Origin of the sequence: Sphaerisporangium sp. NPDC049003, assembly GCF_043197795.1 — a bacterium.
GTDB lineage: Bacteria > Actinomycetota > Actinomycetes > Streptosporangiales > Streptosporangiaceae > Sphaerisporangium.
In genome coordinates this window covers 26,993-42,573 of sequence record NZ_JBICTU010000047.1, presented here as the reverse complement: position 1 = coordinate 42,573, position 15,581 = coordinate 26,993, and the positions used below count along the sequence as shown (strand labels likewise).

Annotated in this window: 14 protein-coding genes; 7 read left to right on the top strand and 7 right to left on the bottom strand. The window is 68.0% G+C overall.

Annotated features, from left to right (window positions below):
- Nucleotides 1-281 precede the first annotated feature (281 nt).
- The 5 genes from ACGFIV_RS33760 (at nt 282) to ACGFIV_RS33740 (ending at nt 8,026) form a co-directional block, all read left to right on the top strand.
- Entirely contained in the window at nt 282-2,699 is a 2,418-nt protein-coding gene (locus ACGFIV_RS33760) for an FAD-dependent oxidoreductase (protein ID WP_392839073.1), read from the top strand.
- 17 nt (nt 2,700-2,716) lie between these two features.
- The gene (locus ACGFIV_RS33755; protein WP_392839071.1) at nt 2,717-3,919 is read left to right on the top strand and encodes a sarcosine oxidase subunit beta family protein; all 1,203 of its coding nucleotides are present in this window, start codon (nt 2,717-2,719) and stop codon (nt 3,917-3,919) included.
- A gap of 13 nt (nt 3,920-3,932) precedes the next feature.
- The gene (locus tag ACGFIV_RS33750) at nt 3,933-4,181 is read left to right on the top strand and encodes a sarcosine oxidase subunit delta (protein ID WP_392839069.1); all 249 of its coding nucleotides are present in this window, start codon (nt 3,933-3,935) and stop codon (nt 4,179-4,181) included.
- Between the two features lie 85 nt (nt 4,182-4,266).
- A complete protein-coding gene (locus ACGFIV_RS33745; RefSeq protein WP_392839067.1) occupies nt 4,267-7,185 on the top strand; it encodes a 2Fe-2S iron-sulfur cluster-binding protein in 2,919 nt (972 codons plus the stop codon).
- A gap of 427 nt (nt 7,186-7,612) precedes the next feature.
- Complete coding sequence (locus tag ACGFIV_RS33740; RefSeq protein ID WP_392839065.1) at nt 7,613-8,026, top strand: sarcosine oxidase subunit gamma; 414 nt, start codon at nt 7,613-7,615, stop codon at nt 8,024-8,026.
- A gap of 69 nt (nt 8,027-8,095) precedes the next feature.
- On the opposite strand, the gene ACGFIV_RS33735 is transcribed toward ACGFIV_RS33740, so the two are convergent.
- The 3 genes from ACGFIV_RS33735 to ACGFIV_RS33725 all read right to left on the bottom strand — a co-directional run bounded on the left by ACGFIV_RS33735 (nt 8,096) and on the right by ACGFIV_RS33725 (nt 9,802).
- A complete protein-coding gene (locus ACGFIV_RS33735; RefSeq protein WP_392839063.1) occupies nt 8,096-8,608 on the bottom strand; it encodes a hypothetical protein in 513 nt (170 codons plus the stop codon).
- Nucleotides 8,609-8,754: 146 nt separating this feature from the next.
- Nucleotides 8,755-9,129, bottom strand: a complete 375-nt coding sequence (locus tag ACGFIV_RS33730; protein ID WP_392839061.1) for an MmcQ/YjbR family DNA-binding protein — start codon at nt 9,127-9,129, stop codon at nt 8,755-8,757.
- A gap of 49 nt (nt 9,130-9,178) precedes the next feature.
- Nucleotides 9,179-9,802 (bottom strand): hypothetical protein, encoded by a 624-nt coding sequence (locus ACGFIV_RS33725; RefSeq protein ID WP_358552878.1) that lies wholly within the window; start codon nt 9,800-9,802, stop codon nt 9,179-9,181.
- A gap of 284 nt (nt 9,803-10,086) precedes the next feature.
- Between ACGFIV_RS33725 and ACGFIV_RS33720 the strand changes: the two genes are divergently transcribed.
- The gene (locus ACGFIV_RS33720) at nt 10,087-10,377 is read left to right on the top strand and encodes a hypothetical protein (RefSeq protein WP_358552880.1); all 291 of its coding nucleotides are present in this window, start codon (nt 10,087-10,089) and stop codon (nt 10,375-10,377) included.
- 246 nt (nt 10,378-10,623) lie between these two features.
- On the opposite strand, the gene ACGFIV_RS33715 is transcribed toward ACGFIV_RS33720, so the two are convergent.
- The 3 genes from ACGFIV_RS33715 to ACGFIV_RS33705 all read right to left on the bottom strand — a co-directional run bounded on the left by ACGFIV_RS33715 (nt 10,624) and on the right by ACGFIV_RS33705 (nt 12,923).
- Nucleotides 10,624-11,337, bottom strand: a complete 714-nt coding sequence (locus ACGFIV_RS33715) for an alpha/beta fold hydrolase (RefSeq protein ID WP_358552882.1) — start codon at nt 11,335-11,337, stop codon at nt 10,624-10,626.
- A gap of 185 nt (nt 11,338-11,522) precedes the next feature.
- Nucleotides 11,523-12,329, bottom strand: coding sequence for a permease-like cell division protein FtsX (locus ACGFIV_RS33710; RefSeq protein ID WP_392839058.1), 807 nt, complete (start codon nt 12,327-12,329; stop codon nt 11,523-11,525).
- A 54-nt stretch (nt 12,330-12,383) separates the two neighbouring features.
- Entirely contained in the window at nt 12,384-12,923 is a 540-nt protein-coding gene (locus tag ACGFIV_RS33705; RefSeq protein WP_358552886.1) for a hypothetical protein, read from the bottom strand.
- A gap of 798 nt (nt 12,924-13,721) precedes the next feature.
- Between ACGFIV_RS33705 and ACGFIV_RS33700 the strand changes: the two genes are divergently transcribed.
- Nucleotides 13,722-14,252, top strand: a complete 531-nt coding sequence (locus tag ACGFIV_RS33700; protein ID WP_358552890.1) for an RICIN domain-containing protein — start codon at nt 13,722-13,724, stop codon at nt 14,250-14,252.
- Between the two features lie 494 nt (nt 14,253-14,746).
- Here the strand turns inward: ACGFIV_RS33700 and ACGFIV_RS33695 are convergent, their stop codons facing one another.
- Nucleotides 14,747-15,085, bottom strand: a complete 339-nt coding sequence (locus ACGFIV_RS33695; RefSeq protein ID WP_358552892.1) for an Imm8 family immunity protein — start codon at nt 15,083-15,085, stop codon at nt 14,747-14,749.
- Between the last annotated feature and the right edge of the window lie 496 nt (nt 15,086-15,581).

Below are 15,581 nucleotides of genomic sequence, written 5' to 3'. Positions count from 1 at the left end.
TCAAAACACACACCCCCTACGACCAAGCAACCGCCTGGTCACACCGACAGAACGATTTTGCCGCTTGACAGCCCAGCTCCAGGGATGTCTGACCCTCTCCCGTCGCGCCGGTCTGCGCTGTCCGGTCTGCGCTGTCCGTTCTGTGCCGTTTCGTTGACGCCGCGCCCGTACCGTCCCCGGTGGGCGCGGCGTTCGCGTCCCGGTCTTGACACCCCTTTCGTGGCGGGTCACGCTTGTTGCGGCAAGCGCACCACGGTTCATCATGCGCAACGGAGGTGGCTATGGCGGGCCCCCGGGTCGTCGTCATCGGAGCGGGTGTGGTGGGCGCGGCGCTCGCCGAGGAGCTCTCGGCCAAAGGCTGGGACGACATCACCGTGGTGGACCAGGGCGAGCTCCCCACGCCCGGCGGTTCGTCCACGCACGCGCCGGGCCTGGTCTTCCAGACGAACCCGTCCAAGACCATGACCGAGATGGCGCGCTACACCGTCGAGAAGCTCATGCGGCTCGGATGCTTCCTGCGGGTCGGCGGCCTTGAGGTGGCCACGACGCCCGAGCGGTTCGCCGAGCTGCGCAGGCGGCATGGCTGGGCGACGGCGTGGGGCGTCGAGGCGCACCTCCTCACCACCGAGGAATGCGTGGAGCGCCATTCGCTCCTCGACCCCGGCCGCGTCCTCGGCGGCCTGTACGTCCCCACCGACGGCATCGCCAAGGCCGTACGTGCCGTCGAGGCGCAGCTCCGGCTCGCGCGTGACCGGGGCGTGCGCGTCCTGGACCGGCACGAGGTGCTGGACATCCGCGTCGAGGACGACCAGGTCACCGCCGTGGTCACCGACAAGGGCGAGATCCCCGCCGACGTCGTCGTCTGCTGCGCGGGCATCTGGGGGCCGAAGGTCGCCGGCATGGTCGGCATGGCGCTCCCGCTGACCCCGCTCGCCCACCAGCTCGCCTGGACCGGCCCGGTCCCCGCGCTGAGCGGGCAGACCGAGGAGGCGACGCGCCCGATCCTGCGGCACCAGGACGCCGACCTGTACTACAGGGAGCGGCACGACCGGCTGGCCGTGGGCTACTACGGCCACCGCCCCATGCCGGTGAGGCCCGAGGCGATCGTCTCGGTGGAGGAAGCCGAGGTGATGCCGTCGGTGACCCCGTTCACCCCCGGCGACTTCACCGACGCGTGGAACGAGACCCGGTCGCTGCTGCCCGCGACCGAGGACGCCAAGGTCGAGGAGGGCATCAACGGGCTCTTCTCCTTCACCACCGACAACATGCCCCTGATCGGGCAGTCGCCGGAGGTCAAGGGGTTCTGGGTGGCCGAGGCCGTGTGGGTGACCCACTCGGCGGGCGTGGCCAGGGCGACGGCCGAGTGGCTGGTCGACGGGCACTGCTCGTCGTTCGACCTGCACGAGTGCGACGTGAACCGTTTCGAGCCGCACCAGCTCGCCCCGGAGTACGTCCTGACGCGCGACTGCCAGAACTTCGTCGAGGTCTACGACATCATCCACCCGCTCCAGCCGCCGGAGAACCTCCGCCCGCTGCGCGTGAGCCCCTTCCACCCGCGCCAGCGGGAGCTCGGCGCGTTCCCCCTGGAGGCCTCCGGATGGGAGCGCCCCCAGTGGTACGAAGCCAACGCCGGGCTGGCCGAGGGCCGCGACATCCCCGTGCCCGGCGACTGGGCGGCGCGTTACTGGTCGCCCATCGTCGGCGCGGAGGCGCAGGCGTCGCGCGAGGGCGTCGCCCTGTACGACATGACCGCGCTGAAGCGGCTGGAGGTCAGCGGGCCGGGCGCGGCGGCGTTCCTCTCCCGCGTCTCCACCGGCGACGCGGGCAAGTCCATCGGTTCGGTGACGTACTGCCTGCTGCTGGACGAGGACGGCGGCATCCGCAGCGACGTCACCATCGCCCGGCTGGGCCGCGAGCTGTTCCAGGTCGGGGCCAACGGCAACCTGGACCTCGACTGGCTGAACCGGCACCGGCCCCCTGACGTGTCCATCAGGGACATCACGCCCGGCACGTGCTGCGTCGGCGTCTGGGGCCCGCGCGCCCGTGACCTGGTCGCCCCGCTCACCGAGGACGACTTCTCCGCCGAGGGGTTCCGCTACTTCCGCGCCAAGCGGGCGTACATCGGCTCTGTGCCGGTGACGGCCCTGCGCCTGTCGTACATCGGCGAGCTGGGCTGGGAGCTCTACACGACCGCCGACCTGGGCCTCAAGCTGTGGGACACGCTGTGGGAGGCCGGGCAGGCGCACGGCGTCGTCGCGGGAGGGCGCGGCGCGTTCAACAGCCTGCGTCTGGAGAAGGGCTACCGCTCCTTCGGCACCGACATGACCTACGAGCACGACCCGTACGAGGCGGGGCTGGGTTTCGCCGTGAAGACCGGCAAGGGCGACTTCATCGGCAGGGCCGCGCTGGAGGAGCGCCGGGCGTCGGTGAACCGCCGCCTGACCTGTCTCACGATCGACGACCCCGCGAGCGTGGTGATGGGCAAGGAGCCCGTCTACGACGGCGACGCCTGCGTCGGATACGTCACCAGTGCCGCGTACGGTTACACGATCGGCAAGGGCATCGCCTACGCCTGGCTGCCGGCAGGGCTGTCGACGCCTGGACAGGTGGTCCACATCGGCTACTTCGGCGAGCGCGTCGCCGCCGTCGTGGCCGAGGAGCCGCTGTTCGACCCGGCCATGAAACGGCTGCGCGCATGACAGGGGAGGAGAGGGTCATGGGCGACCGCGACCGGCTCTGGGATAGCCCCGAGCCCGGGAGCTCGTACGACGTCGTGATCGTCGGGGGCGGCGGGCACGGCATCGCCACCGCCTACTACCTGGCGAAGAACCACGGGATCACCAACGTGGCCGTGCTGGAGAAGGGCTGGCTGGCCGGCGGCAACATGGCGCGCAACACGACCATCATCCGGTCGAACTACCTGTGGGACGAGAGCGCGGGCATCTACGAGCACGCGCTGAAGCTCTGGGAAGGGCTGGAGGAGGACCTCGGCTACGACGTCCTGTTCAGTCAGCGCGGTGTGCTGAACCTCGCCCACAGCCTTCAGGACGTGCGTGACGGCGTGCGCCGCGTGAACGCCAACCGGCTGAACGGTATCGACGCCGAATGGCTCGATCCGGCGCGGGTCAAGGAGGCCTGCCCGATCGTCGACATCAGGCAGGACACGCGGTACCCGGTGCTCGGCGCGACCTACCAGCCCCGGGCCGGGATCGCCAAGCACGACTACGTCGCCTGGGGGTACGCCAGGGCCGCCTCCGCGATGGGCGTCCACTTCATCGAGCACTGCGAGGTCACCGGAATCGAGGTCGTGGACGGCCGCGTACGAGCCGTCGACACCACACGCGGACGCATCGCGGCCGGCCGTGTGGCGATGTCGGCCGCCGGCCACTCGTCGGTCGTGGCGGGGATGGCCGGTCTGCGGCTGCCGGTGCAGAGCCACCCGCTCCAGGCGCTGGTCTCCGAGCTGCTCGAACCCGTCCACCCGACCGTCGTCATGTCGAACGCGGTACACGTCTACGTCAGCCAGGCGCACAAGGGCGAGCTGGTCATGGGAGCGGGCATCGACACCTACAACTCCTACCGCCAGAGAGGGGCCTTCCACATCATCGAGCGGCAGATGGCGGCGGCGCTGGAGCTGTTCCCGATCTTCGCCCGCGCGCACGTCCTGCGTACCTGGGGCGGGGTGGTCGACGTCACGCCGGACGCCTCGCCGATCGTCGGGCTCACCCCGGTCGACGGCCTGTACGTCAACTGCGGCTGGGGCACGGGCGGTTTCAAGGCCACGCCCGGCGTCGGCTGGTGCTACGCGCACACGATCGCCAACGACGAGCCGCACCCGCTCAACGCGCCCTTCACCCTCGAACGATTCACCACGGGCGCGCTCGTCGACGAGCACGGCGCCGCCGCCGTGGCCCACTGAAGGAGTCCGGCCGATGCTGTTGATCCCCTGTCCGTGGTGCGGGCCGCGCGACGAGGCCGAGTTCCGGTACGGCGGGCAGGCGCACGTCGCCTACCCCCGGGACCCGGGCGCCCTCACCGACGAGGAATGGGCGCGCTACCTGTTCTTCCGCGACAACCCCAAGGGCCTGTTCGACGAACGGTGGAACCACGCGGCCTGCTGCCGCCGCTGGTTCACCCTCACCAGGGACACCGCGACCAACGAGATCGGGGGTCCGCGATGACGCCCCCGCCGGGCCGGTCACGAGGGCATCGGGGGTTCGTGATGACCCGCCGCCGGGCCGGTCACCAGGGCATCGGGGGTTCGCGATGACCCGCCGCCGGGCCGGTCACGAGGGCGAGGTGCTGCGGTTCACCTTCGACGGCAGGCCGTACGAGGGATACCGGGGCGACACGCTGGCCGCCGCCCTGCTCGCCAACGGGGTAAGGAAGATCGGGACCAGCGTCACGCTCGGCCGCCCGCGCGGGATCTTCGGCGCGTGGACCGAGGAACCGAACGCCGTGGTCCAGATCGAGCGGCCCTTCTCCGAGCCCATGGTGCAGGCCACCACGATCCCGCTCTACGAGGGCCTGGCCGCCACCGGCCTGGCCGGACGGGGAAGGCTGTCCCCGGAGCCCGACCCTGCGCGCTACGACGCCACGCACGCGCACTGCGACGTCCTGGTGGTGGGAGCGGGCCCCGCCGGGCTGACGGCGGCGCTGGCCGCCGCCCGTACCGGGGCCCGGGTGATCCTCGCCGACGACCGCTTCCAGCCCGGAGGCAGCCTGCCGGACACCGGGGAGACGGTGGACGGCAGGCCAGGCTCCGAATGGGCCCTCGACGTGGCCGCCGAGCTCGTGACCCTGCCTGACGTGCGCGTCCTTTCCCGTACGAGCGTGATCGGATACTACGACCACAACTATCTGGTCGCCGTGGAGCGCCGGGGCGAGGACGCGGTGACGCGGGAACGGGTCTGGCGGATCCGCGCCCGCAGGGTCGTCCTGGCGACGGGGGCGCACGAGCGGCCGATCGCCTTCAGCGGCAACGACCTGCCGGGCGTCATGCTGGCCTCTGCCGCGCGGGCGTACGTGAACCGGTACGGCGTGCTGCCGGGGCGCCGGGCGGTGGTCTTCACCACGGGCGACAGCGCGTACGACGCGGCCCGCGACCTCGCGGACGCGGGTGTGGAGATCGCGGAGATCGCCGACGCCCGGGAGGGCCGCCTCGTCACCGGCGTCATCGGCGGCGCGGACGACGAGGGGGTGCGGGCGGTCGTGATCGGGGGGCATGAGGTCGAAGCCGACCTGCTGCTCGTGTCCGGCGGCTGGAACCCGGTCGTCCACCTGTTCAGCCAGTCCGGCGGCGAACTCCGCTACGACGAGGCGCTGGCGGCGTTCGTCCCGGCCGGCCCGTACGCGCAGGCTGTGGAGGTGGCCGGTTCGGCGCGGGGGGTGTTCACGCTCGCCGGATGCCTCACCGACGGCGAGGCGGCCGGTTCCGGCTTCGCGCTGCCCTCGCACCCGCTTTCGGGGGAATCTGGCTCCTCGCCGCCGTCGCACCCGCTTCCGGACGTACGGGCGGAGCAGCTGTGGCTGGTTCCCGCCGAGGACTACTCTTCGCACTTCGTCGACCTGCAACGGGACGTCACCGTGGCCGACCTCCAGCGGGCCACCGAGGTGGGGCTACGCTCGGCCGAGCACGTCAAGCGGTACACGACCGCCGGCACGGCACACGACCAAGGCAAGACCTCCGGCACGCTGACCAGCGCGGTCATCGCCGGGATACTCGGGGTAGGCGTCGCGGAACTGGGCACGACCACGTTCCGCGCACCGTACGTCCCCGTCTCCTTCGCGACCCTCGCGGGACGCGACCGGGGCCCCCTGCACGACCCCGTACGGGTCACCGCGATGCACGACTGGCATGTGTCCCACGGCGCCCTCTTCGAGAATGTCGGACAGTGGAAACGGCCGTGGTACTACCCCCGGCCCGGCGAGGACATGACGGCCGCGGTGCTGCGCGAGTGCCGGGCCGTACGGCAGGCCACGGGGGCCATGGACGCGTCCACCCTTGGGAAGATCGACGTCCAGGGTCCCGGCTCGGCCGAACTGCTCGACCGGCTCTACACGAACATGATGAGCACGCTGAAGGTGGGCGCGATCCGGTACGGCGTGATGTGCAGGCCCGACGGCATGGTCTTCGACGACGGCACCGTCATCCGCCTCGCCCTCGACCGTTTCCTGGTGACCACCACCACGGGCAACGCGGCGGCCGTGCTCGAATGGATGGAGGAATGGCTGCAGACCGAGTGGCCCGATCTGCGGGTCCACTGCACCTCCGTCACCGAGCAGTGGGCGACCGTCGCGCTGGCCGGGCCAGGCTCGCGTGACGTGCTGGCCGGGCTGGCCCCGGACCTGGTGGTGGACACGGAGAGCTTCCCGTTCATGACCTGGCGGGACACCGAGGTGGCGGGCATCGAGGCACGCGTCTGCCGGATCAGCTTCTCCGGCGAACTGGCCTACGAGATCAACGTGAGCTGGTGGTACGGGCAGGCGCTCTGGGAGGCGATCCACGCGACCGGCGCGGTGACTCCGTACGGCACCGAGACCATGCACGTCCTGCGGGCCGAGAAGGGGTATCCCATCATCGGCCAGGACACCGACGGCACGGTGACGCCCGCGGACCTCGGCATGGACTGGATCGTGTCCAAGAAGAAGCCGGACTTCATCGGCAAACGGTCCTACGCCCGGTCCGGCAATGCCCGCCCCGACCGCCGGCACCTGGTCGGACTGCTCCCCGAGGACCCCAACGCGCTCGTCCCCGAAGGCACCCAACTCGTGGATCCCGCGGTTCTCGTCCCTGAAGGCACCAAGCTTCTGGATCCCAGGGTGATCGTCCCTGAGGGCACCCCACTCGTGGATCCCGGGGTCGCCCCTGAGGGGACCCAGCTTCTGGATCCCAGGGTCGTTTCTGAGGGGGCCCAGCTTCTCGATCCCGGGGCGGGAGTCCCTGAGGGCAGGCGGTTCGTCGCCTTCGTCCGGCTTCCGGCGGCGCCTGTGCCCATGCTCGGCCACGTGACCTCCAGCTACCGCAGCGCGGCGCTGGGCCGTACCTTCGCGCTCGCCCTCGTGAGCGGCGGCAGGGACCGCATCGGCGAACGCCTTTATGCGCCGGTCGGCGACCGGCTGATCCCGGTGACGGTCACCCATCACGTCCTCTACGACCCCGAGGGAGCCCGCCGCGATGGCTGACCCAGCGTCCCCGCCCCCCGGACCCCAGACTCAACCTGACCAGGCTCCATACCCCCGAACGACGATCGAAGAGCATGCGAGCCCGCAAGCCGGATCCCCGGAGGTAACCGTTGATCGTCCGAGCCCGGTGTCCAAGTACGAACGGGCGACCCCACGCGCCGACCCGAGGATGATTGAGCGAGTGGGCCCGTCAGCTGCGTCTGAGGAGACGGTTGAGAGGGTGAGTCCGCAGTCTGGGTCCTCTGGGTCTGGGGGGATGGTTGGGCGAGACGTTTCGCCTTCCGGACCTGGGGAGACCGTTCAGGGGGTGAGCCCGTCGGCCGGGTCTGGGGGGACCGTGATGCCGGTGAGTCCGTTGGGGCGCTTCGCGGGTGTGTCGGACGCTCGGCTCCGTGTGCGGGAGGTCCCGTTTCTGAGGCAGACGAACGTGCGGGTCGACCCTGCCCGGATTCCGCCCTCCTTCGGGCTGCGGTTGCCGGTCGAGCCGGGGACGTGGCTGCGTTCGGGTGTGGCCGACGTGCTGTGGCTCGGCCCCGACGAGTGGCTGGTGATCGGTGATCTCGACATCCCCCGCTCGGAGGACGTGGCCGTAACCGACGTCTCGGCACTGCGGACGACCCTCCTGGTGGCAGGGCCGGGTGCGCGAGACCTGCTGGCGCACGGATGTTCCCTCGACCTGCATCCCTCGGTGTTCGGCCCAGGCCGTTGCGCCCAGACCATGCTGGCGCGCGCGCAGGTCGTCCTGGTCGCCCGCGAGGACGACGAGTTCTGGGTGCTGGTGCGTGCGTCCTTCGCCCGCTACCTCGCCGACTGGCTCACGGACGCGGCCGTCGACTACTGACCCTGCCCCTCGTCCCGCCTCAGCCCCCGTCCCGCTCCTGTCCGCGTCCCCTCCTGTCCGCGTTCCGCCTCAGTGCTTGCCGGTCCATGCGGCGAGTACTTCGCGGGCCACCTCGTCCACAGGGCGGCCGTCGTTGTGGACGACCGTGTCCTCCGCGGCCGTACGTTCCACCGATCGCTCGAACTCCGCCACCTCGGCGAGGTGACCGTCGAGAGTGACTCCCCTGTCGCGGGCGCGTAGACGGTCCCTTGCGGTCCGCTCGGACACGGTCAGGCGGACGACCGTGAGCGCGGCGCCCGGAACCGCCAGCCGTACGGCCGCGAGATGTGCGGGTTCGAGCAGCGCCCGCGCCAGGACAAGCCGCCTCACGCCGGAAGCCGCGTAGTTGGCGGTCACCGCCCGCAGGTTGGCGGTGAGCATCTCGTGTACCCCCGCGCCCGTACACCAGCAGAGCCAGTCGAGGTCGATGACCGCATGGGGAGCGTCCCCGAGAAGCTCGCCCACAGCGATGGCCACCGTCGTCTTCCCGGAGCCGAGCCCTCCGGTGAGCAGCAAGACCTCCGTGGCGACGGGGAGCCGCAAGACCTCCGTGGCGACGGGGAGTGGCGAGGCGTCCGTGGGGGCGGGGAGCGGTGAGGCGTTTGTGGTGGCGGGGGGTGGCGAAGCGTCCGTGGCAGGCTCGTAATCTGTCGGGCCGGAGGCGGGGGCCCCGCTCGCGTTGCCCATCGCTAGGGCCGCTGGGTGTCGAGTTCGGTGACGAGCCGTTTGGGGGCCACGATGCGGTAGCTCTCCTCCACCCACTCACAGAGCAGATCGGCGTCCGGCGCATCGTCGGAGAACGGGACCGTGACCCATCCGGCCCTGCCGAGGCCATGCCCGGTCGGAGCCGCGCCGGGGACGTTGAGCGCGTGCCCGTTCGACTCGCGCAGTTTCACCGAGAACTTGGGCTGCCACTTCTCGGTCTCCTCGTCCGGTCCCAGGAAGACGAAGATCTTCTTGTTGACCTTGACGACGCTCTCGCCCCACGGGAACTCCTCATAGGCCCCGGGAAGGCCGAGGGCGTACTCGCGCAGCCGCTCACGAGTCTCGTGCCATTGGCTCATCACCCAATTGTGGTCCCGCGCCCGAGGTCTGACGCCTGGGGGGTCGTCGTCAGGCCTCGGGCGACGCCGTGCGTGCCCGGCCTTCGGCGAAGAAGGCCGGAAGGTCGGGAAGTTCGCTGAGAGGGTAAGCAGCGCCGAACGGCGCGTTCCAGAAGTCACCGCTCCTGGGCTCCCAGGGGCCGACGTAGGCATAGGGCACATCGAGGTAGCCGTCACCCAGCGAGACGCCGTAGTTGACCTTGTCGAGCGTTATGCCCAGGTCGAAATGCTCCGGCCACAGGACCGGCGTGGCCTCAAGAGCCAGCGCGTGCAAGGCCTGGTCGCCGAGGGCCAGGCTCTCCTCCAACTGCTGTGCGGCGGCGGCGTCCACGGTCAGGATGTCGTTCAACGAGGCCCCCGAACCATCGCTGTACAGCTTCTCCGGGGCACCGGCGCCCGAACCGGTCTCGCCGCCCAGATCGTCGATGGATCTGCCGTCCAGCGGCAGGCGCTCGCTTCCCACCACAAGCTCGTGACCCTCGACGCGCAGGTGGGGATCGGTGACCGTCGCGAAGCCTCCGGGCGTGACCCGGAGGCGAATGGTCCCGCTCCGCCGGTACTGCGGCCCTGCCATGATCAACTCTGCGACCGCGTGGAGGGACCTCCGCGTCGCCGTCAGCTCGTTCGCGTTCATACATACAGCGTGATCGAGCGGCATCCGGCTCACCACATCGGGGGTGACGTACACCTCGCTTCCGTCGCCGGTCCCGGCCGGTCACCGGTTGGCCAGTCCTGGCCAACCCGCCACTTTAGCTACACTCTGTAATTGATTGATCACGACACGTTCCCTAGCCTTGGTGCATGGGCGTCCCCCCGAGCCGCTGCCTGGCTCTCGCCGCTTGGAAAGGCGTCTTCCGCCGACGGCCTCCGGTGTTCCCGTCCAGTGTTCTCGTCCGGTGTTCCCGTGGGTGACAGATCATGCCGGTGACACTCGCGGAGCTCAGGGTGAAGTACGGCCGGCACTGGCTGGTCTCCGATGCGGTCGGCGGCGGCTGGTACGCCGTGCGGCGTCACGGCATCTCCCGCGACCTTCTCCAGCGCGGGCTCTGCAACGTGCGATGCGCGGCCACGCTGGAGGGGCTCGCGGCCCGCATGGCGGACGAGACGCAGCTTGAGGAGCGCCTCCTCCGAGGTTGCGAGGCCTCCGGTCGCCTCCCTGACAGCCTCGACGGCCCTGGCCCTCCCGGCTTCCCCCCGGCGCCGTCCTGACTCTCGGGCCACCAGATCAGGAGTTCGTCGACGAGCGGCTTCGATCGGCCAGTGTCGGGGCGATCACGTTGAATTCCTCTGGGGGCACATCCTGGATGAAATTCCGGCTCAGGTGCTCGGCGAGCTCGCTTTCGGCGAGTGGCGCGCGAGTCACGGCACGCCACGAGCAACAACAGTGGGGGGCGGGTGCTCACGCTCTCGGCGACAAGGTCCGCGGCGTCCCCTTCATCTCTGACCTCGGCCGGCTCATTTTCGACCTCGGCCGGTCGGGGCCGCTTCAAGCAGGATCTGTGCCAGCTCGCGCGGCTGGGAGAACATCGGCCAGTGACCGGTGTCCATCTCGACCAGCCGCCAGTGCTCACTGGTCAACAGCTTGGCCACGTAGTCGGTCGGCTCGTCACCGTTGAGCAGGCATTTGATGTACGTCGCCGGAAGCTCGCCGAGCGGCCGTGCCAGCACGGCCGGTTCGGTCAGCGTGGCGCCCGGGTGCGGCGTCGAGGCGCCCACGATCCGTGCGATCTGCTCGCTGGTGAGACCCTGCCCGTCGTAGTCGGTCGCGGTCAGCGGCGCCCAGAAGCCCCCGTGTTCGGCGATCGAGGCCTCCACCATCGCCCGGCCGTCCGGCCACGCGGACACAAAGGACTCGCCGTCGGCCGGAACGTTGGAGTCGACGAAGACCACGCGGGCCAGCCGATCACCGATGCGCTCGGCCGCCTGACCGACCGGAATGCCCGAGTAACTGTGCCCGACCAGGATGACGTCGCGCAGGTCGTGATGTTCGACCTCGTCGACTATGTCCTGAACGTGGGTCTGCTGCCCTGCCTGCACGCCCTGCTTGTCCGCGAGGCCGGACAGCGTCAACGGGTGGGTGCCGTGGCCGGCCGCACGCAGCTCCGCCACCACCTCTTCCCACGCCCACGATCCGAGCCACGCGCCTGCGACCAGTACGAATTCCGCCATGCCGGCAGCCTACCGAAGCGGTCCGACAATCTCAGCGCCGATCCTGCGCGACCTCACACCGAGAAGCCAGGGTTGCCCGTTGCCCGATCTGGTTCGAGCAGAGGGCAAGGCTCCCTAGAGCTTCGGGATCGTGCCTTGAATGGTCGTCGCAAAGACCGGCCTGTGCCTCAATCCCAGCTAGTCCCTCATTCCACTCGCGCCACTCCGGGCAGATGCTTCACCGCGTCCACGAACGATGGGGCGAGTTTCGGATCGTCAAGCTTGACGTGGTAGCTCTCGAAGTAGTTCTCCAACGGGCCGGGCTCGGTATCGTCCTTCTTTTCTTCAGGATGGCGCTCTATCACTTGCGACCACAAGGCATTGAATTGCTTGATCACCCGCAGACCATGCGCTCGATCCGAGAAGTAGATGAGCTTGACGCCCTTCGTCCTCCTCAAAAATGCCTCGATCGCCGCCTTCTCATCGGCCGTGATCTGGCCTCGTCCCTCGCAGGGCTCCCGTTCTCCAACGGCGTCGCAGAGGGTGATATCCACATCAGCCTTGTCCTCCCAGAAGGGGGCAGGCCAGACGTAGGTTACGGAGATTCCCGGAAGTGCTTTGACGACCGAATCGAATGCGGGGGCGTCGCTCCACCGGAGCAGCCTGCCGCTGAAACTCTCCGACATGTCGCTTTCCCTCAGCACGCTCGCCGACCTGAATGAGGCCTTCAGCAGGGCCAGCGCCTCGGATTTGCTCTGGTAGTGGACACCCGTGATCCTCGGCATCTGCCGTAGTGTCCGCTCGATCCCCTGCCTCTGTGCCGGAGTCACGTCCTTGTCTCCGCAGGCGTCCCAGGCGTCACCCTTGCTACACAAGTGCACGGCGAAACTTCCGCCTTCGGGCCAGGGTCCGTCCGGGGCGGCGAGGATCTCCGGGAACCGCTTTGCGTCTGAGGCCGAGGTGCCCAGCAGGAGAACCGTCAACGAGGCAATGGCGAGAAGCACACGAAGCACGGGGCAACTATGTCAGCAGACCCGGTCAAACCACATATAGCTTCCAATGAAACATCAGGCGCGGCAGGATGCGACAAGGTCTCTGGTGGGCCGGCTCGGAAGGTAAGCGAGACCCGACCCGGTCTCCGATCTCCACTCATCCACGCAGATCGGCAGATAGAGGCCGTCCTCCTGCGGCTCGACTTCTCCGTCGACCGACAGGTATTTCATCCACCAGGGCGGGTCGAGAGGCCTCCCATCCCGATAGGCGGCGGCGAGCTCGGCGAAGCTTCCTCGGTGAAGGCGCAGCGTGCTTTCGATGAACGTGGTTCGCCAATCGACTCTCCAGATGACCGCCCCAAGCGCTACTGCGATGATCAGCGCGGTGGCTGCTCGCCCGTACGCCTGGACCGACAGATACGAGATGATCGCAGTGAAGGTCCAGAGGCAGGCCCATGCCCAGCCGAACGCGATGACCAGCCAGTTGAACAACCACATCTGCCTGTAGAGCGGGATCTGCAGGTAGGTGGAGACGACCAGGAAGATCCATCCACAGATCGCCATGAGAGTGGTCCACACGGACCAGCGGGCGGACTTCAGTTGAGACATCGGCACGGGTGGAGTGTCGCGGCCATCCTGCCTGAGCCGCTACAGACCAAGCAGGAGTTTCACGCTTTTTGCATCACCTCTCCACATCCCGCCCAACGACTATGGCAGCCCTGAAGATCAGGCTTCCACGGATGGCGGCCGTCCGTACGACGAACTGCTCTGAACTGGAACGGCCTTGGACCACCCTGAACTGCAACCGGGTTCATCGGAATGAGGTCACTTCCGGGGATCGGAGTAATCCCTACCAGAGGCGCCACTCCGGTTGGTGATCGCGATTGCGATCCCGCCGAGCATCATGCCGATGCCTGAGATAACTAGCAAAGCGGGTCTACTCATGTCGGCCAACGCATAGTGCATGGGGTAGAAGGCTCCTTCATCGGAGTACCAGACAGGCGGTTCGTAAACCATGGCCATCGCTACGCCAATGAGTATGAGCAAGGTCCCCGTACCGACAAATAGGCCAACGAGCAGATTACGTCGCATAGCGCCACATCGTAGGTGATCGTTTCGGGCACTGCCGCTCGTTCTCGAACTGAATCGAATCACCGACGTAACCGAGCGTCTGCCTCGACCACCGCGAAGCGGCAGCGGGCGGGTGACGGGTCAAGCCCGTCTTCGTGTGTACGTCAACCGGTCGCCGTTCCTTGATCACCGGACGCCGGCGGCCATAGACGGGCTTGCCCGTAGGAGCCGTGGCTGGTGGCACACTTCGACGCGCGGAAGTTATATACGCAGTGTAATTGATCAATTGCTGCAAGTCATGGCATGGTGCTTTCGTTCTGATCAACTTCCTGGGAGGCAACCATGCTTGCTCGCCGTCTGCTTGCCGTCGCTGTCATCTCCGCCGCGGTGGGCGCGGTAGTCCCCCTCCCCGCCGGGGCCTCTGCTCACCAGCCTGTGAGGCGCGCCGCCCTCACCGGGCCCCCGGCGTGCATCGACGTCAGCAACAGCCGTGGCAACGGCACCTTGATGTACCTGTGGCAGTGCCAGAGCGACAACACCAACCAGAAGTTCGTCTTCGAGGACGGCCTCATCAAGGTGGAAGACACCATCGGCAAGAGCCAGGTGATGTGTCTGGACGCCTCCAACGGTCGCGCCAACGGCACCCGGGTGTACCAGTGGCAGTGCGTGGGGAACGCTAACCAGCTCTGGGTCATCCAGAGAGGTCTGATCATCCTCAAGTCCACCCTCAACTCAGGTAACCGCATATGCCTGGACGTCACCAATGGTCGCGCCAACGGCACCCAGGTGTACCTGTGGCAGTGCGTGCCCAACACCAACCAGACGTTCGTGATCGACGACGGCCAGATCAAGGTCAAGGACACCCTGTCCTGATCTCTGCCCACGCCTGGCGCCTTCCCGATATACCGCAGACCATCAGCGGCAGCACGACACGCAACCCGGTTCCCGGTGGGCGACCGATGCGGCGGCTCGGATGGTCGGGCGCTGCGGGACGGCTGATGCCGGCGACCGCAACCCCGAACTGCAACCCCGGGCAGGCTTTCGGATCATGGGTCTGGGAGTCTGCCCTGGTCATTAGTAGCGGGCCGCCAGGGACTCGAACCCTGAACCTAGGGATTGAAAGGAGACGATTCGATCAAGGTCGTGCCCTTCAACCTGGAAATGCAGTATTCGTGGACCTTCGCCGAGTACCGCCGTCGTAGGTCCCCGTGGCTGTACAGCCAAGGCTCCCTTTGACGGCTTGATCGCTTCCCTATCGGGACCATCCTGGCCGTGCTCCAGGGCTCGGAAGCCGGTTCTGACCAGTGCTGAACGGGTGCGGAAGCGCCGTCGCGTGCCCCTGTGCGGTATTCGTTGCACTACGAGGATCAGTCGCTGTAGTCCTCGAACTCCCACTCTCCGATACGCCCGACCTTCTCAACGAGCTCACCCCATGTCGGAGCCTCCAGTACGGCGATCCGATCACTCAGCCACTCGGTCACCTTGTCGGGGTGGAGTTCGGGAACGAAAAGCCAGTGCCGGCCGATGAGAAAGGGATGATGCTGAAGCTTTTCCGCGAGGGCCGACGGAGTGCAGACGATGAGTTGGAACCGTTCCTCACCTGGTTCGCCCTGAGGGCCGACATACATCTCCAGGACTTCGCACGCATGGCTCCTGTCTTCGACGCTCCGCCCAGCCTCAAGATCAACCCAACGGAAGTCGCTCACCCGAGCTCTCATCGCCCAATGATCGCGCAGCGACACCGCGACTCGCGAGCGAATTGTCAGCTTGGAAGTCTCTGCGCGCCATAGCTGCTGACCTGGGAGAACCCTGACCTGCGGGGTGCCGGTCGAGTGCCCGTGTTCCCCCCGGGAGTCCGCTCACGAAGATCACTGCGCGCATATGGCATAGCCTCTCTGACACCTTCCGACCTGTCGACGACGGGTGAAAACTGCGGGCTCAGACCACGATCTACCAGCGCGGGCACGCCCTGTCCGGCCGTTTGGGGCAACAGCGCCGGTCTCAGCAGACAACACTGGGGCCACGACTATGTGAGCGGGTTGCGTGTCTCTCGTCCCAGGAGTCTGCCACAATGTGCTAATTTCCTTGCCTGTCATCTTTCGTCCCTTTGGCCCCGCGTTGTCGCGTATGCCTTGGGCGAAGATGCAAGCAGGGGCTTAAGTCGGGACCTAGCGGACGAGTCGGTTCTCGTAAGGCTCCACA